This window comes from Formosa sp. A9 (assembly GCF_051200825.1).
Lineage (GTDB): Bacteria > Bacteroidota > Bacteroidia > Flavobacteriales > Flavobacteriaceae > Formosa.
Genome location: NZ_CP195158.1, coordinates 1,249,224 through 1,274,250 on the forward strand (window position 1 = coordinate 1,249,224; position 25,027 = coordinate 1,274,250).

28 protein-coding genes are annotated in these 25,027 nt (G+C 31.8%); 11 read left to right on the plus strand and 17 right to left on the minus strand.

Going from position 1 to position 25,027, the window contains the following annotated elements; translation table 11 throughout:
* The 8 genes from ACR9EA_RS05450 (at position 1) to ACR9EA_RS05485 (ending at position 9,676) form a co-directional block, all read left to right on the plus strand.
* Positions 1-1,206, plus strand: coding sequence for an efflux RND transporter periplasmic adaptor subunit (locus tag ACR9EA_RS05450; protein ID WP_435138527.1), 1,206 nt, complete (start codon positions 1-3; stop codon positions 1,204-1,206).
* Positions 1,207-1,208: 2 nt separating this feature from the next.
* Positions 1,209-1,622 carry a Fur family transcriptional regulator gene (locus ACR9EA_RS05455; protein WP_435138529.1) on the plus strand — a complete coding sequence of 138 codons (414 nt, stop codon included), beginning with the start codon at positions 1,209-1,211 and terminating at the stop codon, positions 1,620-1,622.
* Between the two features lie 59 nt (positions 1,623-1,681).
* Positions 1,682-3,637 carry a heavy metal translocating P-type ATPase gene (locus ACR9EA_RS05460; RefSeq protein WP_435138531.1) on the plus strand — a complete coding sequence of 652 codons (1,956 nt, stop codon included), beginning with the start codon at positions 1,682-1,684 and terminating at the stop codon, positions 3,635-3,637.
* Entirely contained in the window at positions 3,628-4,686 is a 1,059-nt protein-coding gene (locus tag ACR9EA_RS05465) for a helix-turn-helix domain-containing protein (protein WP_435138533.1), read from the plus strand. The genes ACR9EA_RS05460 and ACR9EA_RS05465 overlap by 10 nt, the downstream gene beginning before the upstream one ends.
* 311 nt (positions 4,687-4,997) lie before the next feature.
* Positions 4,998-5,738 carry a methyltransferase family protein gene (locus ACR9EA_RS05470; protein ID WP_435138535.1) on the plus strand — a complete coding sequence of 247 codons (741 nt, stop codon included), beginning with the start codon at positions 4,998-5,000 and terminating at the stop codon, positions 5,736-5,738.
* Between the two features lie 21 nt (positions 5,739-5,759).
* Complete coding sequence (locus ACR9EA_RS05475) at positions 5,760-8,174, plus strand: TonB-dependent receptor domain-containing protein (protein WP_435138537.1); 2,415 nt, start codon at positions 5,760-5,762, stop codon at positions 8,172-8,174.
* A 182-nt stretch (positions 8,175-8,356) separates the two neighbouring features.
* Positions 8,357-8,794 carry a hypothetical protein gene (locus ACR9EA_RS05480; RefSeq protein ID WP_435138539.1) on the plus strand — a complete coding sequence of 146 codons (438 nt, stop codon included), beginning with the start codon at positions 8,357-8,359 and terminating at the stop codon, positions 8,792-8,794.
* 240 nt (positions 8,795-9,034) lie between these two features.
* A complete protein-coding gene (locus ACR9EA_RS05485; RefSeq protein WP_435138541.1) occupies positions 9,035-9,676 on the plus strand; it encodes a hypothetical protein in 642 nt (213 codons plus the stop codon).
* 2 nt (positions 9,677-9,678) lie between these two features.
* Here the strand turns inward: ACR9EA_RS05485 and ACR9EA_RS05490 are convergent, their stop codons facing one another.
* The 8 genes from ACR9EA_RS05490 to ACR9EA_RS05525 form a co-directional block, all read right to left on the minus strand.
* The gene (locus ACR9EA_RS05490) at positions 9,679-10,410 is read right to left on the minus strand and encodes a Cthe_2314 family HEPN domain-containing protein (RefSeq protein WP_435138543.1); all 732 of its coding nucleotides are present in this window, start codon (positions 10,408-10,410) and stop codon (positions 9,679-9,681) included.
* 9 nt (positions 10,411-10,419) lie between these two features.
* A complete protein-coding gene (locus ACR9EA_RS05495; RefSeq protein ID WP_435138545.1) occupies positions 10,420-11,106 on the minus strand; it encodes a phospholipase D family protein in 687 nt (228 codons plus the stop codon).
* A 268-nt stretch (positions 11,107-11,374) separates the two neighbouring features.
* Positions 11,375-12,412, minus strand: a complete 1,038-nt coding sequence (locus ACR9EA_RS05500; protein ID WP_435138547.1) for a T9SS type A sorting domain-containing protein — start codon at positions 12,410-12,412, stop codon at positions 11,375-11,377.
* A gap of 145 nt (positions 12,413-12,557) precedes the next feature.
* The gene (locus ACR9EA_RS05505; RefSeq protein ID WP_435138549.1) at positions 12,558-13,187 is read right to left on the minus strand and encodes a hypothetical protein; all 630 of its coding nucleotides are present in this window, start codon (positions 13,185-13,187) and stop codon (positions 12,558-12,560) included.
* A 207-nt stretch (positions 13,188-13,394) separates the two neighbouring features.
* Positions 13,395-13,967 (minus strand): hypothetical protein, encoded by a 573-nt coding sequence (locus ACR9EA_RS05510; RefSeq protein WP_435138551.1) that lies wholly within the window; start codon positions 13,965-13,967, stop codon positions 13,395-13,397.
* Between the two features lie 153 nt (positions 13,968-14,120).
* On the minus strand, positions 14,121-15,161 hold the full coding sequence (locus ACR9EA_RS05515) for a T9SS type A sorting domain-containing protein (protein WP_435138553.1): 1,041 nt from the start codon (positions 15,159-15,161) through the stop codon (positions 14,121-14,123).
* Positions 15,162-15,334: 173 nt separating this feature from the next.
* Complete coding sequence (locus tag ACR9EA_RS05520) at positions 15,335-16,306, minus strand: hypothetical protein (RefSeq protein ID WP_435138555.1); 972 nt, start codon at positions 16,304-16,306, stop codon at positions 15,335-15,337.
* Between the two features lie 38 nt (positions 16,307-16,344).
* The gene (locus ACR9EA_RS05525) at positions 16,345-16,938 is read right to left on the minus strand and encodes a hypothetical protein (RefSeq protein WP_435138557.1); all 594 of its coding nucleotides are present in this window, start codon (positions 16,936-16,938) and stop codon (positions 16,345-16,347) included.
* Positions 16,939-17,117: 179 nt separating this feature from the next.
* Here ACR9EA_RS05525 and ACR9EA_RS05530 point away from each other — a divergent pair, with 179 nt between their 5' ends.
* The gene (locus tag ACR9EA_RS05530) at positions 17,118-17,804 is read left to right on the plus strand and encodes a carboxypeptidase-like regulatory domain-containing protein (RefSeq protein WP_435138559.1); all 687 of its coding nucleotides are present in this window, start codon (positions 17,118-17,120) and stop codon (positions 17,802-17,804) included.
* A 157-nt stretch (positions 17,805-17,961) separates the two neighbouring features.
* On the opposite strand, the gene ACR9EA_RS05535 is transcribed toward ACR9EA_RS05530, so the two are convergent.
* The 4 genes from ACR9EA_RS05535 to ACR9EA_RS05550 all read right to left on the minus strand — a co-directional run bounded on the left by ACR9EA_RS05535 (position 17,962) and on the right by ACR9EA_RS05550 (position 21,145).
* The gene (locus ACR9EA_RS05535; protein ID WP_435138561.1) at positions 17,962-18,321 is read right to left on the minus strand and encodes a hypothetical protein; all 360 of its coding nucleotides are present in this window, start codon (positions 18,319-18,321) and stop codon (positions 17,962-17,964) included.
* Positions 18,322-18,562: 241 nt separating this feature from the next.
* Positions 18,563-19,279, minus strand: a complete 717-nt coding sequence (locus ACR9EA_RS05540) for a suppressor of fused domain protein (protein WP_435138563.1) — start codon at positions 19,277-19,279, stop codon at positions 18,563-18,565.
* A 172-nt stretch (positions 19,280-19,451) separates the two neighbouring features.
* Positions 19,452-20,546: a DUF695 domain-containing protein gene (locus ACR9EA_RS05545; protein ID WP_435138565.1), complete on the minus strand. Its 1,095-nt coding sequence runs from the start codon at positions 20,544-20,546 to the stop codon at positions 19,452-19,454.
* Positions 20,547-20,725: 179 nt separating this feature from the next.
* Positions 20,726-21,145: a hypothetical protein gene (locus ACR9EA_RS05550; protein WP_435138567.1), complete on the minus strand. Its 420-nt coding sequence runs from the start codon at positions 21,143-21,145 to the stop codon at positions 20,726-20,728.
* 183 nt (positions 21,146-21,328) lie between these two features.
* Here ACR9EA_RS05550 and ACR9EA_RS05555 point away from each other — a divergent pair, with 183 nt between their 5' ends.
* A complete protein-coding gene (locus tag ACR9EA_RS05555) occupies positions 21,329-21,598 on the plus strand; it encodes a hypothetical protein (RefSeq protein ID WP_435138569.1) in 270 nt (89 codons plus the stop codon).
* 114 nt (positions 21,599-21,712) lie between these two features.
* Positions 21,713-22,015 (plus strand): carboxypeptidase-like regulatory domain-containing protein, encoded by a 303-nt coding sequence (locus tag ACR9EA_RS05560; protein WP_435139818.1) that lies wholly within the window; start codon positions 21,713-21,715, stop codon positions 22,013-22,015.
* A gap of 142 nt (positions 22,016-22,157) precedes the next feature.
* On the opposite strand, the gene ACR9EA_RS05565 is transcribed toward ACR9EA_RS05560, so the two are convergent.
* The 5 genes from ACR9EA_RS05565 to ACR9EA_RS05585 all read right to left on the minus strand — a co-directional run bounded on the left by ACR9EA_RS05565 (position 22,158) and on the right by ACR9EA_RS05585 (position 25,017).
* Positions 22,158-23,213: a PD-(D/E)XK nuclease family protein gene (locus ACR9EA_RS05565; protein ID WP_435138571.1), complete on the minus strand. Its 1,056-nt coding sequence runs from the start codon at positions 23,211-23,213 to the stop codon at positions 22,158-22,160.
* A gap of 260 nt (positions 23,214-23,473) precedes the next feature.
* Positions 23,474-23,620 carry a hypothetical protein gene (locus ACR9EA_RS05570; protein WP_435138573.1) on the minus strand — a complete coding sequence of 49 codons (147 nt, stop codon included), beginning with the start codon at positions 23,618-23,620 and terminating at the stop codon, positions 23,474-23,476.
* Between the two features lie 60 nt (positions 23,621-23,680).
* Positions 23,681-24,106, minus strand: a complete 426-nt coding sequence (locus ACR9EA_RS05575) for a hypothetical protein (protein ID WP_435138575.1) — start codon at positions 24,104-24,106, stop codon at positions 23,681-23,683.
* 6 nt (positions 24,107-24,112) lie between these two features.
* The gene (locus ACR9EA_RS05580; protein ID WP_435138577.1) at positions 24,113-24,520 is read right to left on the minus strand and encodes a cyclic-phosphate processing receiver domain-containing protein; all 408 of its coding nucleotides are present in this window, start codon (positions 24,518-24,520) and stop codon (positions 24,113-24,115) included.
* 2 nt (positions 24,521-24,522) lie between these two features.
* On the minus strand, positions 24,523-25,017 hold the full coding sequence (locus ACR9EA_RS05585) for a YqiA/YcfP family alpha/beta fold hydrolase (protein ID WP_435138579.1): 495 nt from the start codon (positions 25,015-25,017) through the stop codon (positions 24,523-24,525).
* Positions 25,018-25,027 lie beyond the last annotated feature (10 nt).

A 25,027-nucleotide genomic window follows, 5' to 3' on the forward strand; every position in this document is an offset into this window, starting at 1 on the left:
ATGAAAAAAACAGCATATAAATACATCGCAGTCATTTTTGCAGCACTTTTTACGGTGTCTTGTGGCAATAAAAAAGACCATTCAGAAAATGATGGACATTCTCACGATAAAACAGAACAAACCAGTGAAAATGAAGAACACCACGAAGAAGGCGAAGTAACGATTAATCAGCCACAGTTTGATGCCTTAAAAATGAAAATAGACACCTTGGGCTTACGCAATATGAGTGGCTATGTTGAGGCAAACGGCACATTGGAAGTACCACCCCAAAATGAAGCTGCTGTTACTTCTGTTATAGGAGCAAATGTAACATCCATAAAAGTAATTGAAGGCGATAAAGTTGAAAAAGGTCAGGTGGTGGCTTATTTGTCACATCCAAATATCATCGCTCTACAAACCGATTACCTAAACGCTTATAGCAATAGCGAACTTTTAAAGAAAAATTTCGAACGCCAAAAAAAATTATATGATGCAGGAGTAGGATCTGGTGCTAATTTCCAAAAGGCAGAAGCAGAATACAAAGGTTCAACGGCATTAGTAAATGGTTTGGCAGCTCAACTGAAAATTTTGAATATCAATACAGCATCAGTTCGTAATGGGAGTATCGCTCAACAAATTCCGCTACGAAGCCCCATTGAAGGTTTTGTGCAAAAAGTCGAGGTTAAGACAGGACAATATGTAGAACCACAAACTGAACTGTTCGAGATTGTAAACACACACCACGTTCACGCAGATTTGATGGTGTTTGAAAAAGATGTACATAAAGTAAAACAAGGGCAAAAAGTAACTTTTAGTGTGCAATCCATACCAGAATCAGAACTTATGGCTGAAATTTACTCGGTAAGCAAAACCTTTGAAGACAACCCAAAAGCTGTACACGTTCACGCCGAAATCGAAAATAAATCAGGTAATCTCATTCCTGGAATGTATATTCAAGGAAGAATACAAACCGATAGTGCATCAACAAAAGCATTGCCCGAAACTGCCATTGTAAAAGATGGCGATAGATATTTTGTTTTTACAGTAGAAAAAGAAGGTAAAACTTGGGCTTTTAAGCCTGTAGAAGTAATAACTGGAGAAAAAAACGATAATTGGATAGCAGTTACTTTTTCAGAAGAAATACCCGTTAATACCAAGTTTGCATATAATAATGCATATTACCTTATAGCAGAAATGAAAAAAGGAGAAGCAGAACACACTCATTAATTATGGAAAGAATAGAACAATTATTAGAGTCAAAAGATATTCGCGTTACAGCAATGCGGTTGCTTATTTATAAATTTCTTGCGGAAAAGAATGTTGCAGTAACATTAAGTGATATTGAAAATGCGTTTGAAAAAGCAGATAGAACAACGTTGTACAGAACAATAAAGACCTTTGAAGAAAAGGATATTGTACATCAAATAGACGATGGTACAGGTATTACCAAATACGCCCTTTGCGAACAAGGTTGCAGTTGTGATATTAAAACCGATTTACACTTACATTTTCATTGTAATAATTGTGAAGAAACCATTTGTTTAACCGACCATAAAATACCTCAAATCAAGGTTCCCGAAGGTTTTGTTTCCGAAAATGTAAACTTGGTGGTAAAAGGTATTTGTGATAAGTGTAGTGGGTAATAAATGCACTTCTGTTGCATCCTATTTTTATGGAACTTTGAATTTAAGACAACTTAAAAATGAAAAAAAAGAAAATAAATCTACAGGACTTAAAAGCTAATTCAAAGAACGAACATAGTCAAGATGATGGGCATAATCACTCACACAATAGCATCAACAATCTTAAAGCATACATTCTTGCCATTATAAGTTTTACAATGCTTATCATTGGAATTGGTTTAGATTATTTTGATGTTACCTTTTTTAAGGATTGGATTCGCATTATTTGGTATAGTATTGCCTATTTGCCTGTAGGATTTCCTGTTGTAAAAGAAGGTTGGGAAAGCATCAAAAAAGGCGATGTGTTTACAGAGTTCTTTTTAATGTCTTTAGCAACTATTGGTGCGTTCATAATAGGCGAATATCCCGAAGGCGTTGCGGTGATGTTATTTTATGCAGTAGGCGAACTTTTTCAAAATGCAGCAGTTAATAGAGCCAAAGGAAACATTAAGACCTTATTGGATGTAAGGCCTAAAGAAGCCAATGTTTTTCGCAATGGTGATTATAAAAGTGTGTCACCTGAAAATGTTGAAATAGGTGAAAAAATCCAAATCCGTGTAGGTGAAAAAATTCCATTGGATGGTATTCTGCTATCCGAAAAAGCGTCTTTAAATACCGCAGCTTTAACAGGCGAAAGTAAACCTGACACAATAAATAAAAAGTCAAAAGTATATGCAGGTAGCATCAATCTGGAAAGTGTGATTGAAGTTGAAGTTATCAGCAAGTTTGAAGACAGTTCCATTGCAAGAATATTGGATTTGGTACAAAATGCCACAGCAAGAAAGTCCAAAACTGAACTGTTTATAAGGAAATTTGCACGTATTTATACACCAATTGTAGTGTTTTTAGCAATAGGAGTTACATTTCTACCATACTTCTTTGTTGATGATTATGTGTTTAGAGATTGGTTGTACAGAGCATTGATTTTCTTGGTAATATCCTGTCCTTGTGCGTTGGTAATCTCTATTCCTTTAGGCTATTTTGGTGGATTGGGTGCCGCTTCAAAGAATGGCATTCTGTTCAAAGGAGCTTCCTTTTTGGATGCTATGACCAAGATAAACACCTTGGTAATGGACAAAACAGGGACAGTTACCAAAGGAGTTTTCAAAATCAAAAACATAAAGACGTTTGATTGGGATGAAAAAGAGTTTATGAACTATTTAATGGCAATGGAAGAGCAATCCACACATCCCATTGCCAAAGCTATTATGGAATACCAGAAAGGAACCAACAATTTTGAAGCAAATAAGGTTTCTGAAGTTGCAGGTAAAGGATTGAAAGGTATGGTAAATGGTAAAGAAGTTTTGGTTGGAAATAAAGCGTTAATGGACGCTAATAATATAGAAGTACCTAATGAAACTGAATCCATCGTGGAATCTATTGTCTTGGTAGCTATTGATACTGTTTTTGCAGGTTATGCAGTAATAGCAGATGAATTAAAGGAGGATGCTAAAGAAACAATTACAGATTTACACAAAGTAGGTATTAAAAAAATAATGATGCTTTCAGGTGATAAAGATTCCATAACTCAACAAGTGGCAAAAGATTTAAAAATAGAAAAAGCTAAGGGAGGTTTATTGCCAGAGGATAAATTAAATGAAGTTGAAGCATTAAAGAAAAATCCAGAAAATAAAGTAGCCTTCATTGGTGATGGTATAAATGATGCACCTGTTTTGGCAGCAAGTGATGTAGGTATAGCAATGGGCGGTTTAGGTAGCGATGTAGCCATAGAAACAGCCGATGTTATCATTCAAACCGACCAACCTTCAAAAGTATTGAGAGCCATTAAAATAGGCAGTTCCACACGAAAAATTGTATGGCAGAATATCATTTTGGCTTTTGGCACTAAAGTAATTGTACTGATTTTGGGAGCAGGTGGTTTAGCTACAATGTGGGAAGCTGTTTTTGCAGATGTTGGTGTCGCCTTATTGGCAATTCTAAATGCTGTTAGACTTCAAAATATGAAATGGAAATAGTATCTTGCGCTTTATTTATGTTAAAAACCATTCAAATAATAGCACTAATTCAGGGAGTGTTTTTGTTATTTATATTATTTAAGAATAGAACAAAATATAAAAATGTAACGTTCTGGCTGTTTTCTTTAAGTGTAGTATCAATTTTATTATTCATTATTGGCGACGATGATGATAATTTATTTCAAGCTAATTCTGATTGGTATTTATTTGACACAACGTTGTTTGTTACCTTTTTATTCTTGTTTTTCAAGTATTATAAGTCTGGTAAAGAAAAATTCCAGAAAAAGGATTTATTATTCTTCATACCTAATTTATTTTATGCTCTTATTGAAGTTATTGAGATAAATCTACCACAAGATTATTTGATAGTCGAAATTCCAGAACTCTTAATAGAGTTAATATTTTTAGGGTATTTAATATATGTCTTCGTTGATTTAATAAAAAACAAAAGCAACTTTTGGGTGTTGTATATAACATTCCCAATTATATTAATACTAGGCTTATCATATTTTAACGAAGTCTTGTTAATGTTTAATATTAATCCTTTACTCATTTCTAATGATAAGGATTACGCGAGTTATCTTTTGGTAATAATAGCATTTCTGTTTTATTTTATAACTTTTTGTTATACAACAAAACCAAATGAATTTCTTCCTAAGGAAAAGCAGAAAAAATATCAAACGTCTAATCTAAATATATCCTTAATTGAAGAATATTCCACAGCCTTAATTAAGGCAATGGAAAAGGATAAACTTTACACAGATCCCAAATTGTCTATTCATAAAGTGTCGGAAGAATTGAATATTCCACGTCAATATATTTCAGAAGTTTTAAATCTTCACTTAAATAAAACCTTTCTGGATTTTGTTAACGAATATCGTGTTAAAGACTTTGTAGAAAGGGTTCAAAACGTCCAATATGCTCATTTCACACTCTTGGCGATTGCTAATGAAGTGGGCTTTAATTCTAAATCTACATTTAATGCTACGTTTAAGAAAATCAAAGGTTTAACGCCTTCTGAGTTTAAAAAATCTTTAGAGTTAAATTAGAAATTAGTCCTAGATAATTGGTCTGTACTTCTTCTCAATAATTCCTCTTAAAATAACTACGTTCTTTGGGTCAAAATTAGACCCGAAAGCAAAAGAATTTTAGCCTAATTTCTAATTATAGGTTACTCTTTTTTATATGTTTTTTTCAAGTTTTAAATTCTCAGAATGAATTTTTGGGAAGTTATAAAACTAAAAAAATGATTCAGGATATTGGTTGTGTTTAGAGTCATTCTATGTCAATAATAAAAGAAAAAGAGCCATTAGCTTATTCGGGATTAATCAATAATTATTAAAAAACAAATCTTAGAATTATGGCACTACAAGAAGAATTTAAAACACAAGGTGATTTTTTATTTAAACACAGAAGTTATTTACCCCTTATTATTTTAACAATAGGGTTGGGAGTATTTATGCAAACAGAATATTACGAGATCGAAGGATCAGAAAGTTGGTTTGAAGAATCTTATGAGATTATATGTTTATTTATTTGTCTTTTGGGGTTGTTTATACGAATCATTACTGTTGGCCATACGCCAAAAAACACCTCAGGCAGAAATACCAAACAAGGCCAAATAGCGGATGTGTTAAACACTTCAGGAATGTATTCTTTAGTAAGGCATCCACTTTATGTAGGGAACTTTTTTATGTGGTTAGGAGTAGCGATGTTAACAGAGAATTTGTGGTTTATCATTGCTTTCGTGTTGTTTTATGCGTTTTATTACGAACGTATTATGTATGCCGAAGAAAGCTTTTTGCGTAAAAAATTTGGTAATGTTTATCTCGATTGGGCTAAAAATGTACCTGCTTTTATGCCAAACTTCAAGAATTATCAAAGAAATATCCATCCTTTCAATCTTAAAAAAATACTTAAAAAAGAAAAAAATGGACTAGCAGCAATCTTTTTGTTGTTCTGGATCTTTGAAATTGTTGGAGAACTTGTAGAGAAAAAAAAGCTTGTTATAGAATACGGTTTTTGGTTTTATGCAGCAATAACAGCAACCGTACTCTATTTGGTTTTGAAAATTATGAAAAAAAGAAAAATGTTAGATTAAAATAAATCACACTAAAAAAATATGAAAATTAAAAATGCAATTACCTTGTTATTTGGCTTTTGTTCTATATGGTCTTGGGGACAGACCAGTAATACAAACTTATCAGGAAAAATTATAGATGCTAATTTAAAAGAACCTTTGGCTTATGTGAATGTGGTATTAAAAAACAGCAATACTACCAACGAGTTTGTGGCGGGTGTAATTACCAATGAAGAAGGGGTGTTTACTCTTGAAAGTGTGAGTTCGGGAAATTACTATTTGGAAGTATCATTTATAGGTTACAAAACTCATACATATACTATTTATGTTGGTGCAAATTCCGAATATTTAGATTTGGGTACGATAAGTTTAGAAGAAGATGTATCACAGTTAGATGAAGTGGTTATTACTTCAAAAAAAGATGCTGTAAATAGTAAAATGGATAAAAAAACGTATGCTGTTAGCGCTAATATTTCACAAAATGGTGGTTCGGTATTACAATCTTTAAAAAACCTTCCTGGTATTACTACTCAAGAAGGTAAAGTGCAATTGCGTGGTAGTGACAAGGTATTAGTGCTTATAGATGGTAAACAAACGGCTATTACGGGTTTTGGCAATCAAAACGGATTAGATAATATTCCTGCATCTGCTATTGAAAGGATTGAGATTTTAAACAACCCCTCTTCAAAATATGATGCTAATGGCAATGCAGGTATTATAAACATCATACTTAAAAAAGAAAGTCAAAACGGTTTCAATGGAACACTTGGTATAACAACAGGTTTGGGAGCTTTATGGGAGCGAAAGGAAAATCTTCCAGGGATAAGACCACAATTTAAAATGACGCCTAAAATAAATCCATCTGTTGCTCTTAATTACAGAAAAGAAAAAATAAATTTCTTTTTACAGGCAGATAATTTGTATACAGAAACTCTAAATAAAAACGAGTACACTACTCGTTATTACGATGATGGTACGGTTATAAAACAACAACTAAAACGTAACCGTAACACCAATTTCTTTTCATCTAAAGCAGGCTTAGATTGGTTTATAAACAACAATAATACGCTAACTATATCAGGACTGTTTAGTCAAGAAAGTATTAAAGATTATGGAGACCAACCGTTCTATAATCAGGAAATTACAGAACAGTTAAGGTTATGGCAATTTTTAGAAGATGAAGTTTTAACAGCTGCTATGTTTTCAGCCAATTTTGAGCATAAATTTTCGCAACCTGGTCATAAATTGAACGCATCATTCAATTACACTTTTGATAGAGAGGATGAAAAATATTTCTTCACGAATACAACCCCTTCTTTTATTACGGAAGAATCCTTTTTTCTAATAGCAGACCAAAAAGTGGTCGATGTAGCGTTAGATTACACTAAACCTTTAAAGCAAGGTTTGTTGGAAACAGGTTTTAAGTTTAGAAATAGAGTGATTCCAACCGATATGCAATTCAATCCATCAAATGAAAATTCTGTATTAGATACAGGTGCAGATGGTAAAGCCGAATATAAAGAAATTATTCCTGCGGTTTATGTCAACTACACTTTTGAAACCGAAAATTGGGAAGCAGAAGCAGGTTTACGCGTAGAATATGTGAATTTAGATTACCAAGTAGACCCAAATCATAATACATACCAAAGTGATGGATATAACTATTTTCAACCCTTCCCAAATGCAAGGATAAGTTATAAAATCAATGATAAAAATAGAATTTCTACTTTCTATAATAGACGAGTAGATAGACCTGATGAAGTAGATATCCGAATTTTTCCAAAGTATGACGATGCCGAAATCATTAAAGTAGGAAATCCGGCTCTAAACCCACAATTTACAAATTCATTTGAGCTAGGATATAAAAACCAATGGGATAAGGGGTATTTGTATACAGCTTTATATCATAGAATTACTGATGGGACTATTACAAGAATAGCAACTACAGTAGATGATTCTAACTTAATTTATAATGTGTCGCACAATGCAGGGAGAAGTTTTAATACTGGAATAGAAGTTGTTGTAGATAAAAAACTGTCCGAGGTATGGTCAGCTAATCTGAATATGAACGGTTATTACAATAAAATTGATGCCTTTTCTGTCCTTAATAAATATCCAGTAGAAGACACAATTTCAATACCAGGGCAAACAGCATATTCAGGAAACATCAAACTGAATGTTTTAGCGAAACTTCCTAAAGAAATTGAAGCGCAGTTAACCTCAGTTTATTTGGCTCCAGATATTATTCCTCAAGGTAAAATCAAGTCTCGTTTTTCGATAGATTTTGGTATTAAAAAACCAATTCAGAACAATAAAGGAGAAGTATTTCTTAATGCTACCGACTTGTTCAATACCTTGGTAATTAAAAAAGAAGTGAATGGAGAAACATTTAATTACACATCTCAGGACTATTATGAAACACAAGTGATTCGTGTGGGGTATAAATACAGGTTTTAATTTGTGTAATTACTATTAAATGCAAAAAACGACTATAGTGAACCATCTACAGCGGAAAAAACTGAGCATACCTAAATTTGAGATAACCCCCAATTTAATAACACTTCATATCTAGTAGCAGACTGGATCATTATTTCCGCTATTTATGGTTTAGGTTCCCGTTCTATCCACCACAAGCTAAATTGTTTAAACCGCAACAAAAAACATTTGCGTTACCACATTTACAGACCTCAACCATTGAGGATGCCTACGACCAAATGGAACTATTGGGCTTTCCCTTATGTTCGTATTTCGACCTGATTAACGAAACCTTACAGCCTCATATAAAAGCCAAAGAGCTAAAACAGCACATCAATAAAAAGGTGTTACTTTATGGGGTGCTGGTCAACACCCGATTCCATAAAACAACACAGGGCAAACGCATCCGCTTTTGTACGTTCACCGACCAGGATGGGCACTACTTCGATACGGTACATTTTACCAAAGTTGTACACCAATATCCAATCCACGGTATAGGCGTGTATGCGTGTTACGGCACCGTAACCTCAGATTTCGATTTCTGTAGTTTGGATATTATTTGGAGTCGGAAGTTGGAGGTGATTGGGGATCCGAGAGGTTAAACAGAGATTTCTAGATTATTGTTTGTCACTACAAAGGAGGTATGGCTGAAGTAATTTCTTTAGTCAAGCTAAAATAATTTCAATTTTGTCATTTTAATAAAAATTTGATTTTAAATATGTTAACCGTGAAATATAGTAAACAGGAAGAAATAAGAATTGTTTAATATAAAAAACATGCTGTTTATATATAATTGTTTGATATATTGTTAAAAAAAATATTATTCAATAATATTAATCAATATGGCAGAATGTACAAACTGCGGAGGCTTTACAAAATTTAATGGTGGTCTTTGTTTTAAATGTTTTAAAAAAAATAACCAACAAAATGAGGTAGAAGTGGCAGTTTTAGAGGAAGAGTCTGAAACTCAAAATAAAACTGTAGAGGTAGGTTTATCTGCAAAAGATAAAAATTATCGTTATAATATGATTAAGGGAAGAATAGCCGAAACCCTTATTCAGGAACTTTTTTTATCATTAGGATATAATGTGTTTCATTATGGTATGGAGAATACCATTCCAGGTATAATGGAGTTGCTTAAAGGTGTTAGATCTGATGTTGCTAATGAAATTAGACGTATGCCTGACTTCGTTATTCAGAATCCTAAAACAAATGAAGTATTCTTTATTGAAGTTAAATTTAGAAAGAGCGGAGAGTTTTTGCCAAAACACTTACCAAAAGATTATCCTTATAGTAACGCTTTTATAATTTTAGTTAGTAAAAAGCATATTAAATGCATTTCTGTTAAAGAACTTGAAGAGGGAAAGGAAATTTCTCCATCATCAAGAAATTACTTAGGAAGCCGAAAGGAGTTTGAACTAGATAAAGATATTATAATTGATTTTTGTAATTTTGCGATTCAATTTTTTCAGGGAGTGGAATAAGCTTAAGATTCAGCTAAGTCTTCATCAAATTCCAGTTTCAATTCATCGAGTAAGATTTTAAGGGATTTAGATGATTCTTCTATGTTTTTTAAAAACGCTTCGTGTTTTACACGCTTTCCCAAGCTAATATGAATCATGTTCCTTCCGTCAGAATGACTTAATTTTGTGCGTAAATCATTTTCGTTTTTAGGAAATTTATGTGTAAAATGGTTTCTGTATTCTCTTGTCTTTTTTATGCTGGAATTAAATTCAATTAGAAGATCTTTAATGTCATTATTAAATATCTTATTAAGTAATTGTTTATTAAAACTAACCTGATGATCTTCAAATTTTAAATTATAAAAACAATTTAAAATATGTGCTAAAATATCAAGGGAAGAAAAGTAAAAATAGTAATAGATTTCAACAAAATATTGAAATTGGATCCCGTCTACTAATTCCCTTTCATTACTTTTTATAATATTATCCTGAATTCCTCTTTCAAAATGTACTCTTAAAAATAACTCGGTTTCGTGTAATTTAAATAGTTTATTGGTTAAAACACGATTCCAATTGTGAAGGTTGTTTCTGCGATGTACTTCTTTGGTTTCTAAGTCACCGTTTAAAACACTGGTGACACTGTTAATTTTTTTAAACAGAAAACTGTCATAGTTCGGTATGAATTTGGTCTGAATTTTCCCTTCTTCTAGGCTTGGATACTTGTAAAATTCACTTTTAATTGTTTTAGAACTCATATTTAAGATTTATCCTGCTAGTTCTTCTAATTTAGTTTTTAGTAGGCTATAACGCTCTTTTCCTAATTCAGTATCCCTTAAAATAGCTGTTTTATCTTGATATAACTCATCATCGCTAAAATCGACAATACTTCTCGCTAAATTTGAAATGTGCTCATATAACTTTTGAGTACCACCTCTAACGCCCCAATAGTGATTTTCTTTTAACTCTAAAAATAGATTTCCCATTTTGTAGAATCCACTTTTTTCAAAGACTTCTTCAAATCCGTGGAATTTATTATCGTATTCTGTTTCCAAGATCATTCTAATTTCATGTAATGTGGATTTATGTAAGTTATCCTGATAATTATCAAAAATGACTCCAATTTCATGATTGTTAATTTGTGAATACTCATACAGATTCATGGATGCAATTATTCCAAAGTTTTCATTTAAATAAATTTTAGAATGTAAATTTTTAATGGAAAAAAGTCTAACATTTTTAAACGATTGTAACCAATCTAAATCTCCTGGTTGTAGTGAGTTTTCTCGGTACACGATGTATGTAAATGGTACACGATTTAAAGTGTCGCTAAGCTTAACTTTTAATCGTTGATTAAGTTTTAAATAGGGGGTAACTAAAATTAAATATTCGCTGGCTTCTATTAAAAGTTTTTCAATTTCGTACGAAATTCTGGTTGTACTTATTATTTCCAAATTGGTAAATTTTAGGTTATTAATTAATGGCGTAAATCTTTTTTATATCAATTTAGGATATTACATCATTTTCTTGGTAATTCCTTTGTCCTTTTTTGATTATTCACTCTAGAAACTAATTGTCATTCTGTTTATTGCATAGTTTCATTAAGTATTTCGTCTAATTTTGTATTGGATAGTTTGTTTAACTTTAGTTTTTTTTTGTTCACGTGAAATATAAGAGGTGATCAAAAATTACTTATAACTATCATGATTAGTTATTTTTAAACTATTCCTTTATAAATCGAAGAATAATACCATTTTCTAATTTTAGAAGGTATAATCCATTTACTAAATTGCTAACGTCAATTTTATCATTATTAGATATTTTGTTTTTTAAAATTTCTTGTCCTAATCCATTGATTATGGTATAACCTTGCTCTTTATTTAGATTAGATATATAAATATAATCGCAAGAAGGGTTTGGATATAAACGAACAACACCGTTAAATAAAATATCATTAACTGAAAGAGTAGTAGTGTTTAACCCCCAAACCTTGTTACCTAAAAACTCTGCTATAAACAGATTATTATCCTTTACTGCAAGACCCTGAGCTGCAAAAATATTAGTAAGAACAGGTGTTGCTGATGGAGAAGATTCTGTTATATCTATTTTTGATATTGAATTTGCATCTTGTCCTATATACATTTCGTTACCACTAATTGCGAGACCAGTGGGAAAAGTTATATAAGGAATTACAGTGTTTAAAATTGGATTAGGTTCTGTAATGTCTATTTTAAAAATCTTACTTCCACCATTATCTGAAATATATAGATCATTACCTTTTAGAGCCAATCCTTCAGCGTCATTTAAACCTGCCACAACGCTAACAACATCAGGCGAATCTTCTGTAATATCAATTTTTACAATTTCAGTTGGTTCGGCAATGTAGAGGTCGTTACCATTTAATACTAACCCTTCAGGACTAAGTAATCCTGAAACTATAGTTACAAGAGAAGGTGATTGAGCGGTAATGTCAATTTTTGATATTTTACCATCTGATTCTGCAATAAACAACTCGTTACCGATTAGTTCTATACCTGAGGGATAATATAACCCCGAAACAATGGTTGTTGCCGTTGATGTAGGATTTGAAATATCTATTTTTAAAATCTTACCTCCAAAAAAATCACTAACATATAGGTTATTGTTATTTAATCTGAGCGCATATGGAGAACTTACTTCTGCTATAACATTAGGTGTTTGAGAACTTACATACTTGACATTTAAAAAATATAATACAAGTAAAAAGTAAATCGATTTCATTTTTATAATTAGTTTAAAATTTTTGTTAAAGGTTTATATAAATAAAGTTGTGAGTTTGGTCCACAAACTTACTAACAAACTAACTGGGTAGGGTAAGATAAAGCAATTACTTATAGGAGTTATTCGTGTATGTTCGTATTTAATTTTAGTACGGACTTTTTGCTGTTTTTACATTCTCGGGCAATTGGAAGTCCTTTTTGCTTAATTTTATTTTCTCGACCCCAGTAGCAATGTTTTCCATTGTAAATTGGGAGTTATCTATTATAATTTTCAACGGAAGCGCTTTTGACTCCTTTAAAAAGTCATACCAATTGCCAAATAAATGGTTTTCAAACAATTTAACATTAACCATTAATGCTGAATTGAAATAATACTTTTGAGTTCCGCTTTTACAAGTTAATATCAATTCATCACAATTATAGCCAAGTATTTCAATCACATTCTTATTTAACTGAACATTAACTATTGAATCTGGATTTGATAATCCATCATTCCAAAATACAGTTTCAGAATTTGACATTTTACTGTAAATTTTATTATCTGCATTCACATACAATTGCCACTGCATTAATGTTCCATTAGTAACAGATTTATAATCACCATTTTTAATGTAAAATTCTTGTTTATTTCCCATCATTGATAACCATTGTTGGTTGGTTATTTGCAAGTTTTTACTTTCATAGCTGTTAGAGTAGGTTATTTTCCCCTCAAAGTTCTGTCCAAAGGAAGTTAATGTTGAAATTGTAATTAATGCTAGAGCTAAAAATTTATTCATATTGTTTCGATTAGTTGACTTACTCTAAATAGGTTTTCAGTCTTCCCCTTATTATTGTTTTTTCTATAAAGTAGAATAGGTTAGTATAACTGTCTTTTACGGGTAAAATTAGCGTTTTTTCGGTGTAGCTAAGGCTTTAATCCTAATTGGATTTGGGTCTAGTCGAATCCGCCGTTATTGATGTTATATTGATGCTCAGGATATTTCTTATTCAATTATATTTTTCAATTCCGTATAGCCACATTTAATTGGTTTTAACTCCAAAAGTGCATTTAGTCCGATTGTTTTTTGTTTAGGTACTTTTTCGTTTAAAACCTTTGTTTCAATTACGTAAAAAGTCCATTGACTTAAATTCAAAGGATTAATAGTTTCTTGATTTTTATGGATTAATAGGCAGAACACATAAAAATCTGTCCACCTTCTTTTTATGCCATCATAATTTGGACTGTCTTTTGTTCCAACTGTTGGCGAAATACTAAATTTAATTGCTGAATATTTTTTCTGTTCCCAACTTTGAATATAGGCTGCTGATTTTATTTCTAATTTTTTTCCTTTGTTTGTAATTAGATCAAAATTGTCCCATTCAATTCTTCGGTCAGATTTTATTTCGAGAGCTCTTTTTACTATGAATTCTGCTAAAATTCCACGAGTTCTGTTTTCAATCAAGTCAGATTGGTTCCAGCTCCAAAAGTCTGATAGGATAAAGTTTTGAGCAATATTATTATTAATAAACTGTTCTTTTCCTGTTTTCTTATTGATTTTAATTTCTGGCAGGTTCACTTAATTTTTCAATTGGTTGTTATATTTAGTACAATAGTGTATGCTAGTAAACACTAAATTTAGCAAATAAAATTGAACAGAAAATCCGCTAAGATATTCTTATGTAGACTTTCACTAGCAATGAAGATATACGTTCTTTGTTAACAAACGTTTTTAGTTTTTTACAAATCTTAGTGATTTACCATTATTAAATTTCAAAAAATACAATTCATTAGGTAATTGTTTAATTTGAATTTTCTCCCCATTAAAAGCAATTCCATTAAGAACTTCCATTCCTAGAATATTATAAATCTTGTAATTTTCAGCTCGAGTTAACCCCTTGACAATTATAAATTCAGAAGAGGGGTTGGGATATAGTTGAACATTATGTTTTAATATACGTTCTTCAATAGAAAGAGTTCCATTGGTAAGTTTCGAAACCTTGTTCCCAAAACTTTCTGAGATAAATAAATCATTATTACTAATTAATATGTCAGATGGCCTATTTAAACCTGTAACAACATCAATTGGTGAAGGTGAAGGGTCTGTGGTGTCTATTTTTGAAATGTTATCTCCATTAAATTCCGTAATGAATAAAATATTGTTATTTAGAATTAGGCCAAATGGCGCGTTTAGGTTCGTAATGACATCAGTTGTTGTTGGGGAGGTATGTGTAATATTAATTTTGGAAATTTTACCCCCTCCACTTTCCGCAATGTAAAGTTCATTTCCAATTAAAGCTATTCCAACTGGAGAAGTTAATCCTGTAACTACATCAATTAATGAAGGAGATGAATGTGTAATGTCAATTTTTGAAACTTTGTTCCCTTGATATTCGGAAATGAATAAATCATTATTATTAATTAAAAGCCTAGTCGGATTCTTTAAGCCTGAAATGACATCAGTTGTTGTTGGGGAGGTATGTGTAATATTAATTTTGGAAATTTTATTCCCTCCACTTTCCGCAATGTAAAGTTCATTACCATCTAAGGCTAATCCATATGGAACATTCAACCCAGTGACTACATCAATTAAAGAAGGAGGCGAATCTGTAATATCAATTTTCGAAATTTTATTCCCAGCAGCATCAGCAATATATAAGTCATTTCCATTAAGAGCTAACCCATGAGCATTCAATCCAAAAATTACATCAGTTAATTGGGCATTCATTATGTGAGTGATAAAGAGGAATAAAGCAAAGTAATTATATTTCATTATTCTTAATTTTATAAAAAGTTGATTTAAACGTTTGCTAACGGTCTCGGCTCATAGTTGCGTGGCTTAGCGGTAGACTCTCCAAGTATACACTAAACTCAAAATACGCGAGGATTTTCAGAAGTAGGTGAGAACAAGCAATTACTTATAGCTATTATTTTTAACCGTAATTTTTAGTTAGTAGTATCTAAAATTATCAAATTCCTGTTCACGGTAGTAGAGTTAATTTCTACCATAGAATTCTCATTGGTTACAAAATTAGTTTTCAAAATACCTAAATATAAATTCAGACTATTAGAACTCACTATGTTTAAGTAAACTTCATCTTTATAGATTGTATTACCAAAAACCGTTGCAAGACCAAAAGTTTCTCCATTTGAATAGTCAGAAACACTTTGGGTTGTTAAATCAATTATTCCTGGTTTAGCTCCACCAATAGAGCCAGAAACTGATTGCATTATTGCTAATTCAGAATTATTTATCATCGCAATTCTACTAGCTTTAATAGAACTAAAGTTGTTTACTGAATTATTGATTAAGTCAACTTCTAATAAGCCGTCTCCCCAAGTTGAGATGTACAATTTTGAATTGATTTTTTTCATCGAGCTAATTTTATCTTCATGGAAGGTAATACCAAGTTCAATAATGGAATTATTTTGAAGGTCAATATTTATTAAGTGCTTTGTAGAGTTATAAACGAAAACGTTTTCGGCTAAAACCCCTATCAAATTATTGTTGTCCCACGCTAGAGCTATAATTCCTTTTTCATATCCATTTATTGTAGAAGGTAGTTTTAAAGGTATTATTTGAGTAGTCCCATTTTGCCTATCAAATATCAAAAGATTATTAGTTGGTGATGGATTATAGACGTACTCAATAGCATAAATTTTCTCCTCTGATGATATTAAACAGGATGTTGGCAAGAAACTACTATTATTTTCTTTATTTATTTGTCCAACGTTTTCTAAATCTCCGGTATTATTTCCGATTTCAAATACTTCTCCAAGGTCGGATACAGCCAATAGTTTATAATCTTCAATAATTTCGTTGTTTGGTTCATCTGTACTTACATTTTCCGATTCTTCGCAAGATAAAGTGCACAAAGCTAATAGTAATAATACGTAATTTAATTTGATGTTTTTCATTCGTTTTTGTGGTTTATAGGAACCAATGTTGTTTAGTGTTATTTTTTTGTACCTATTTTTTCTCCTTCTTTTGCATTTAATTTGATTTCACTTAAATAACTCAATATTTTTCCGTTTGAGTCCACATTTCCGACATATCCATATTCAGGCGAGTAATAGAGGAAATATTCTTTACTTTTTTCATTGTCTTTATTAGTTAATTGTTTGCAATTAACTTTCATACAGTTTTTATATTTTTTAGCCGGTGTTTTAAACGTTTGCTCCTCCGATATTACTTCATAACTCCAACTGTCGTCATTTTCCGTCCATTTGTCTCCAAGTTTTGGGTTTACAGGTAGAACAATTGATTCTTTTAATGTTTTTTTGTCAATGTGATAATAGTTTTTAGTTCCTTTTCTGTAATAAGTCGTGTCAACATCGCCCCACCCATATTTTCTGTATTTCACATAATATTCTTTGTCAGCAATAATTTCTTTATCATTATCAAAAAACTCAAAATAATAGCTTTTCCCATATTTATAGTATTTGGCGCTACTTGAATTGTCAAAAAGACTTATGTATCCATCCATTTTTATTTGAGTGAATGAAAACATTACTAAAGATAAAATTAGAATTCCAATTATTTTTTTCATTTGTGGTTTGATCTTTAATGCTACACAACTCGGTTTACCCAAACAAAACTTTTGATTGCTAATAGTAATGGAGGGATTAAACCAAGCTATTTATACGGTACTAAAATAGATGAAAATGAATGAAAACCTAAAGTGTTTCTTTAAATTTAATTACATTTAAGGTATTACTATTTGAAATTATGCCGTATCAGATACAGATTCCTAAGCCTTGCCATGAACGTTGGTACAGGATGACACCCACCGAAAAGGGTGCGTTTTGTGCTGCTTGCCAAAGGGATGTTATTGATTTTACACATTCTTCTCCTTTGGAGTTAACCCGTGTTATTTCGAAACAGGGTAAGATTTGTGGGCGGTTTACACCAAAACAAATAGGAGTTACCCTTCCAAGAGAAACGCCTCGCTGGTATAGCAAACTTGGAATGTATTTAGGGGTGTCTTCATTATTTTTATTGGCTCCAGCTGTTTACAGTCAGCCCACTCCCCCTTTCCCAACGACGGTTTCACCTCAGCGCAAGAAGGCATCTGCTGAGTTACCCCGAAAACTGGCTAAGGATTCTATTACGATAACTGGAGTTGTAAGTGATGGTGATGTGCCATTGCCAGGCGTCAATGTAGTTTTAAAGGGGCGTTCTAATGTAGTTTTGACCGATTTTGATGGCCAGTTTTCGATTACTGTTCCGAAATCAGCTATGGAAACTAGTGGGTTTTTAGTTTTTTCATTTCTGGGTTTTGAAACGCAGGAATTTTCTCTTACAGATTTTGATACTCCGTTGCATGTTGAACTTATTATGGCAGAAGAATTATTAGGAGAAATTGTGATTGTTAAGCAAAATATCTTTAGACGTATTGCGAACTGGTTTCGCTAGGTGTTATAATGACGCACAACGGCCTCGGCAGGTATGAGTAGTTGCGTGGTTTAGCGTTAAACTTTGCAAGTGTTCACCAAACTGAAAATCTTTGCGGATTTTCAGAAGTAGGCGAGAACAAGCAATTATTTATAGCCATCTTTGTTGTGCGTAGGTTTTATTTTTCATTTTTCTTTTTCAGTTCTTTTAATTCAGCTTTTATTTCCTCCATGTTAGCTAGAACTTCTCTCATTACGGGATTTGAAGTCGATGAATTTCTTAATTCTTCTTCTCTCAATCCGAAAACAGTATCAAGTCTACCTATTAGCAACGACAATATGATAAAGATCATAAACAATATTGGAATTGATAATACTAAATTTTCAAAAATTAAAATTCCGATTGAGGTTTCTTTATAAGCTTCCAAAAAAACAAATCCAATCATTAGAAATTGAACATAACCAATATACATTCGTGCTCTGTCTATGTATACTTTCCACCGGATTAGAGTTTTCTTATTCGCTTTTATTTTAGCCATTTAGATCTTTATTCTTTTAAGTTTTAATTCCGTTTGAGTAATATTTTCATTCTGTGTTTCAATCAGCACTTTCTTTTGAAGTTCAGATTTTCCAACTTACGCATAATGGTTTTGGCTATGGTTTCGTTGCGTGAAAATCCGCGAGGATTTTCCGCAGTAAACCAAAGATAGTAAAAGTGCGAGGACTTTCCGTGAGGAAAGTCAGAAGCAATGAACTATAGCCGGCTTGCCAGTAGTATTTTTATTTACACACATTTTTTCTGCCAATTTGTACTATTTCCTCAATCCCAAATTCGTCAAATAGTTCGAGTAAAGCGCTTGTGCCATTTTTTTTCTTAAACTTTAATTCTTCTTTATAAAGAGGAATTAATGTATAAATATCAATTACTTTGTCATTAGCCAATTCAATTTGTGTAAAGTCATCGGATAATTCCATTGAATGTGCTAACATTAATGAATTAAATCCAATGCCCTCGGCAAACTCATCATTACCTTCATAGGCATAGGTGTGTCCAAATCCAAACCAAGTATTGTCCTCGTGTGGAGTTATCATTATTCCTTTCATAGCTCTTAAAGGCCAATAATTTTTTTCGTCGCTAAAGGATTCATATTCTAAATTCCATTCTTTTGGAAGTAAAATCATAATTTCAACAAACTCCGATGAATCAATATCTTCGGGAATTGTCATTGGTAAAGCACTCATTCCACAACTTAACAAAATATGATATGGTCTGTCCTCTGTAGCTTTTATTAAGTAAATATCGCGATGAATTATTTCAGATTCTATTTCGTCGAAAACTTTGATATCGGCATCTATATCAAAGAATTGGTCTAAATGGTTGTCAACTATTTCAACACTATTTGGGACATTTTTATTCATTTTTTTCTCAGTATTTTGGGAATAAGTGAAAGTTGAAATTAAAATTAGAAATATCGTTTTATAATTGATAATTTTCATTCGATTTCAGTTTTTCAATATTACTTACAACGGTCTCGGCTCGTATGAGTAGTTGTGTGGTTTAGCGGTTAATTTTGCAAGTACAAACCAAACTGAAAATCGGCAAGGATTTTCAGAAGTAGGCGAGAACAAGCAATCACTTATAGCCAACTTGTTATGTGTTGGGCTTTTTTCAATTCGGATTAAATCGGTTAAATGATTGCCAATATTTGTCTTTATAAATGTCAAAGTCCAACTCGATTTTATTTATATATTCTTTTTTTATTTCGTGTAATACTTTTGATGGTCTTCTAAATTCGACACAAGCGAAATATACTTCTCGAACAGAATCTGCTGTTTGTCTTCCAATGTTTAAATACCCATCAGAATCTTTTAATTCAGCCATAATTTTATCCTCAATTTCGTTTAGTAGTTGATAAATTGATTCATTAGGCATTCCATTGTTGTCTTTTCCATCATACTTTATTTCCATTACAGCAATCCAAGGATGAGAAGCTTTACTATCCCAATTCAGTAAATCCGTATTAACAACTGCAAGTAAGGGAAGTCCGTTTTTCATAGTAGCTTCAAGTCCAGAGTAATTGTCATTCTCAGTGTCGTGTCGGAAGCCTTTATATTTTTCAACGAACTCTTTTTCTCTCCAAATCAAAAAGTCCTTGAGTTTTTCTAATGGAATTAATTCAGATGTTGCATCTTTTGGGTTAATGATATTTACATTGTCAATTGTGGTAACAGAATTTAATTCGCCTAGAGAATTGTCCAAAGCGAGGTAAATTCCGTTCGTCATTATGGCTCTATTTTCCTCGTTAAAATCTTTGTGAGAAATTGTGATATCAATTTCGTCTGGCATTTGTTTATGGTCGGTTGAAAAAAAACTCATTTTATTCTCATCAAATTTATAACCATCCATTTTAATTCCAAATTGCTTTAAGTCAGATGGTTGTTTGAGAGCTGTAATTTTCCAATTATTCATTTTTGGTGCAGAGTCTACCAATTCCTCAACAAAAACAATATTTTTAATAACTCCATCTGCTGTTAAAATCAATTCAGCTGTAGTGTCATCATACATTCCTGCAAGAAACCAAAACCCATCTTTCAATTCATTTAGTTTTGGTGCAAGTTTGTCAAAAAACACTTTGTGAATATTGCCTTGGTCTTTTAGGACTTTATGAAACTTTTTTTCGTTTTGTTCAAACCATTTCCAAAAATCAGAGTAAGAGTTTATTGGTTCCTCTTTTGTACTAAATATTGATTTTAAAAAACTCATATTTTTATTTGTTCAGATTTTTATTCGCCTTGCACATAACGGTTTTGTTTATGAAAAGTTGCGAATTTGACAACGAGGATTTTCCGTAGGAAAATCAGAAGTTGGTAAATTTGCAACAATGTTCCGTTTAGGTTAAAAATAGCAATTTTTTATAAACGTTGTTGTAGGTAGTTTTTTATTCATATTTTGTTTATCAACAATATAATTCCGATTCCAGAAAATAGAAACCCACCGATTAATAAAATCATTGTTAGATTCTTTTCCCACCAATCATTGTCTTTTACAATTTCGTATTCATTTTCTCTTTTGAGGTAAATAATGTCAATCAGCTCATTAATCCGTTTTGGATTTTCACTTGAGTCTAACTTTTGAGTCATTTCAATTCCATTTCGGTCGGTAAAACTTATTATTGGAAAATGATATTCAAAAGATTCTCCATCCGCATCTTTAATCCGCTCTTTTTTAAAGTCAATTATTTGCGCTTTAGTTTTAATTCCATTTGTCAGTATTCTACGATTTGTATTTCTAATATAGAATCCAGCATATAAAAATCCGCCTCCAACTATTAAAAAGACAATATTTCCTATCAAATTTTCCATTCAGTTTCTTGGTGCGCTAAAATTACCTACAACTCGGATTATCTAAACAAAACTTTTGTTTGACAGTCTTTATGTAAGGGTTAAACCAAGCTATTTTTATGTTACTAAAATAACTCAAAATGAATGAAAACCTAAGGTGTTTCTTTAAATTTAATTACATTTAAGATATTACTAATTGAAATTATGCAGTATCAGATACAGATTCCGAAGCCTTGCCATGAACGTTGGGAAACGATGACACCCACTGAAAAGGGTGCGTTTTGTACAGCTTGCCAAAGGGATGTTATTGATTTTACACAATCTTCTCCTTTGGAATTAACCCGTGTTATTTTGAAACAGGGTAAGATTTGTGGGCGATTTACACCAAAACAATTGGCTGTTCCCCTTCCTTGTGAAACGCCTCGCTGGTATGGTAAACTAGGAATGTATTTAGGGGTGTCTTCATTATTTTAATTAGCTCCAGCTGTTTACAGTCAGCCCACTCCGCCTTTCCCGACGACGGTTTCACCTCAGGGCAAGACCGCATCTGCTGAGTTACCCCGAAAACTGGCTAAGGATTCTATTACGATAACCGGAGTTGTAAGTGATGGTGATGTGCCCATGCCGGGTGTTAATGTTGTTTTAAAGGGGTGTTCTAATGGAGTTGTGACGGATTTTGATGGCCAGTTTTCGATTACTTTTCAGAAATTAGCGTTGGAAACTAGTGGGTTTTTAGTTTTTTCATTTCTGGGTTTTGAAACACAAGAGTTATCTCTTACAGATATTGATACCCCGTTGCATGTTGAACTTATTATGGCAGAAGAATTATTAGGAGAAGTTGTTATTGTTAAGCAAAATATTTTTAGACGTATAGGTAACTGGTTTCGCTAGTGTATTATAATGACGCACAACGGCCTCGGCAGGTATGAGTAGTTGAGTGGTTTAGCGGTTAACTTTGCAAGTACACACCAAACTGAAAATCCGCGAGGATTTTCGGAAGTAGGCGAGAACAAGCAAGGCACTTATAGCTATCCTAGCAAATGTTTTTAATTATTTCTTCGTAAATTATTGTCTTTGATAAATTTAATTCAGAGTTAAATAATTCGGAAAATGTTTCAATATCAATACCAATATTTTTTTTGTTGCCTTTTGTTATTGAATATTGTGCTTTTGTTCTTGGTTTATTAATACGCTTATATCCATACTGTTCTTTTTTGGACAATGCTTTTTTTAGTAAAATTGGAATTTTTTCAGGTATTTGAGAACACACTGAATTTTTATACTCAGTAGCTGTGCAGAAGGTCTTAAATGTTCCTTTTTGATAATCAAAACCAAAATTGAAATTTATGCCGTCAATATCAAAATTTTTAATGATAGGTACTCCTAAAATTGCATTTCCGTGAGTTTCTATAATATAATAATCAGGTAATTTTAAAAGGTCTGCAACCTTTTTTAAATACAATTTTTGAAAAATTGTTTCTAACTGGTTTTCACTTATAAATTGTTGTTTACTATTTTTATGTTCTTTTTTCTTTTGATGTTTAGTTTTACTTCCATCGTAAAAAACATTAATGAAATCTGAAGGTTTTTCTAAAAATTCATTTATTATGGTAGAGAAATTTTCAAGAGTTCTAATGTATTCTATTAGAATTAATCCGTCAGTATTTTTTTCAATTTTGAGTTTTTGCAATGCATTCAGTAATTTATTATAACTGACATTTTTCCAATTAGAATCATTTGAATCTTCTTCTATAAAAGTTAAAAAGAAAAAACAGGTCTTTATTTCCCCATATTTTTTTTTAATAGATCTTGTATATCTATCCAGTTGGTTAGAATGTTGCGAAGATTTAAGTTTATTTTCAATACAAATTATTCTGTTTTCAGACTTTATTAATATGTCTATTTTTTCGTATTCCGTAATTGTTTCTAAAACTTGAAAGTTTTGAATATTAAGAAAGTCAGAAATAAAATCGTTTTTTTGATCAGAAGTTAAACTTTTATTATCATTTGATAATATCCATTGTAATATTTGGGAATGAATTTTTTCCATATCAGCAATTCCTAAATATTCAAAAAATGTTCTATTCATTCAAGGGGCGGTTTTAATATTTACTAACTCGGTTTATCTAAACTTTGCTTTTGTTTGACATACTTCATGTAAGGGATAAAACAAGAAAATATTTTTGTGCTAAAATGGATTAAAATGCATTAGTTACTGAGTAAACTCTGTAATTATGAGTTGTGCTGGTCGGTTTGGGTTATCAGCAATTCTAGACAAAAATCATCGTTTGACACTATCCCGAAATAAGGGTAAGTTCTCCGATTTGGTTTCTGTAATCTAATTAACAATTACAGCTCCAATCGCGCATCGTTGTATTGTTGTTCCTTAATAGGCGTATGTATTGGAATCTGACGCATGCGCTTTCTTTTTACTTTTTTCATAGTTTTCATAATTTGTTTCGGGATATCAACTCCTCTTCTATTATTTCTGGCCATAGTTTATTTATTAGGTATAATGAAATTGATTAAAAATAATTTGATTGCTAATGTAGCATATCAATAGTCCTCTTTATTAAAGTCCAGATTTACCCCTTCATCTTTTAATAAACTAATCTCCAATAGAATATCTTCTTTACAGGCCTCGTCTGTATATTCTGCGGCTTCTGGATAGTAATAATACGTTTTAAAGTATAATAAAACCTCTTTGTGTAGCAACGCATTTTTAAGCCCGTAATAGTATTGTACTTTAAAACTTAAAAAGTCATAAAAATCGTCATCATCATTCGCTATAAATTCTGAATATTTATCGGGAAACCCATCAATATTATAGTTTTTAGAAACACAATAGTCATAAATTAACGATACAATATCATAATCGTAGCTTTCCATTTCTTTGATATCGTCCAAAGATTCTGAATTTGGAATTTTTAATATCTTATTTTTATACTCAATAACTTGCTGTAAAGTGTTGTCTGTATTCATATGTTTTTACTTATCACTAATACGTTCCAGATCATTATTATCCTCTTCATCATCCTCCACAATTTTAGAACTGTCATTACTTTTATTTAAAAAATTAATATAATTACTAAGAAGTCCTCGAATTTGTTCTGCAGCAACGGGATTTGCAGAATGCACGCGAAACTTTAAATGACTTAAATCTAATCCCGATTCGTAAACCAGCCATTTTGCAGCAGCCAAACCATCTGGTGCTACTTTTCCGCTCTCATCTAAACCCAGATCATTATCGAAACTTATAAATTCAGGAAGGCCATTTAGTTCGATGTATTTTACAAAGCCCTCATAACATCTTACCACATCAAAATCTGAAACTTTAGATTTCGCGTATACCATATCGACAGTTCTTAAATCATCTAAAAAGAGCTTCTTTTTCATACTTAATAACAAAGTTTACTGAAAAAATCTTCCGCCTCTTCTTCAAATATGTCTATAGGGATACGGTGGGCCAAATCGTTTCGTAAATGAATATCATACTCTGGATGCTCAACTATCGTGTTTGCAAGAAAAAGGATAGTTTCTTTCGGGTTTACAACGTCATCTGCCGTACCTAAAATAATATGTTTCAGTATACTTTTTTGATAAGGCAATTCAGGGATATTTTGCAATACAGATCGTTGTGCCAATGCAGGATTAAAAAGCAAAGCCGGGCGTTGCAATGCATTAGAAACATAATACCCTGCAAATCCTCCCATACTACTACCAATAACAACATTGATATCTATTTCTTTATAACTTGATATAATTTGGGCAATACTGTCGGGTGTGTTTTCAAAATCAATTGCTGGAGCATATACGGAACCGAAGTGTTCTAAAATTGTTCTTTTTTCTGCACTTAAACTTCCATTTAAGCCGTGAATATATAGTATGTTCATAATTTATTCA

Excerpts from the sequence above, each read along its gene's own strand:
- ACR9EA_RS05550 (WP_435138567.1), bottom strand. The coding sequence starts at position 21,145 with ATGGAAAATTTGATAGGAAATATTGTCTTTTTAATAGTTGGAGGCGGA.
- ACR9EA_RS05525 (WP_435138557.1), bottom strand. The coding sequence starts at position 16,938 with ATGAAAAAAATAATTGGAATTCTAATTTTATCTTTAGTAATGTTTTCA.
- ACR9EA_RS05540 (WP_435138563.1), bottom strand. The coding sequence starts at position 19,279 with ATGAAAATTATCAATTATAAAACGATATTTCTAATTTTAATTTCAACT.
- ACR9EA_RS05485 (WP_435138541.1), top strand. The coding sequence starts at position 9,035 with ATGGCAGAATGTACAAACTGCGGAGGCTTTACAAAATTTAATGGTGGT.
- ACR9EA_RS05520 (WP_435138555.1), bottom strand. The coding sequence starts at position 16,306 with ATGAAAAACATCAAATTAAATTACGTATTATTACTATTAGCTTTGTGC.
- ACR9EA_RS05575 (WP_435138575.1), bottom strand. The coding sequence starts at position 24,106 with ATGAATACAGACAACACTTTACAGCAAGTTATTGAGTATAAAAATAAG.
- ACR9EA_RS05500 (WP_435138547.1), bottom strand. The coding sequence starts at position 12,412 with ATGAAATCGATTTACTTTTTACTTGTATTATATTTTTTAAATGTCAAG.
- ACR9EA_RS05490 (WP_435138543.1), bottom strand. The coding sequence starts at position 10,410 with ATGAGTTCTAAAACAATTAAAAGTGAATTTTACAAGTATCCAAGCCTA.
- ACR9EA_RS05580 (WP_435138577.1), bottom strand. The coding sequence starts at position 24,520 with ATGAAAAAGAAGCTCTTTTTAGATGATTTAAGAACTGTCGATATGGTA.
- ACR9EA_RS05455 (WP_435138529.1), top strand. The coding sequence starts at position 1,209 with ATGGAAAGAATAGAACAATTATTAGAGTCAAAAGATATTCGCGTTACA.
- ACR9EA_RS05465 (WP_435138533.1), top strand. The coding sequence starts at position 3,628 with ATGGAAATAGTATCTTGCGCTTTATTTATGTTAAAAACCATTCAAATA.
- ACR9EA_RS05570 (WP_435138573.1), bottom strand. The coding sequence starts at position 23,620 with ATGGCCAGAAATAATAGAAGAGGAGTTGATATCCCGAAACAAATTATG.
- ACR9EA_RS05475 (WP_435138537.1), top strand. The coding sequence starts at position 5,760 with ATGAAAATTAAAAATGCAATTACCTTGTTATTTGGCTTTTGTTCTATA.
- ACR9EA_RS05505 (WP_435138549.1), bottom strand. The coding sequence starts at position 13,187 with ATGAATAAATTTTTAGCTCTAGCATTAATTACAATTTCAACATTAACT.
- ACR9EA_RS05565 (WP_435138571.1), bottom strand. The coding sequence starts at position 23,213 with ATGAATAGAACATTTTTTGAATATTTAGGAATTGCTGATATGGAAAAA.
- ACR9EA_RS05530 (WP_435138559.1), top strand. The coding sequence starts at position 17,118 with ATGCCGTATCAGATACAGATTCCTAAGCCTTGCCATGAACGTTGGTAC.
- ACR9EA_RS05470 (WP_435138535.1), top strand. The coding sequence starts at position 4,998 with ATGGCACTACAAGAAGAATTTAAAACACAAGGTGATTTTTTATTTAAA.
- ACR9EA_RS05555 (WP_435138569.1), top strand. The coding sequence starts at position 21,329 with ATGCAGTATCAGATACAGATTCCGAAGCCTTGCCATGAACGTTGGGAA.
- ACR9EA_RS05460 (WP_435138531.1), top strand. The coding sequence starts at position 1,682 with ATGAAAAAAAAGAAAATAAATCTACAGGACTTAAAAGCTAATTCAAAG.
- ACR9EA_RS05545 (WP_435138565.1), bottom strand. The coding sequence starts at position 20,546 with ATGAGTTTTTTAAAATCAATATTTAGTACAAAAGAGGAACCAATAAAC.
- ACR9EA_RS05515 (WP_435138553.1), bottom strand. The coding sequence starts at position 15,161 with ATGAAATATAATTACTTTGCTTTATTCCTCTTTATCACTCACATAATG.
- ACR9EA_RS05450 (WP_435138527.1), top strand. The coding sequence starts at position 1 with ATGAAAAAAACAGCATATAAATACATCGCAGTCATTTTTGCAGCACTT.
- ACR9EA_RS05585 (WP_435138579.1), bottom strand. The coding sequence starts at position 25,017 with ATGAACATACTATATATTCACGGCTTAAATGGAAGTTTAAGTGCAGAA.
- ACR9EA_RS05535 (WP_435138561.1), bottom strand. The coding sequence starts at position 18,321 with ATGGCTAAAATAAAAGCGAATAAGAAAACTCTAATCCGGTGGAAAGTA.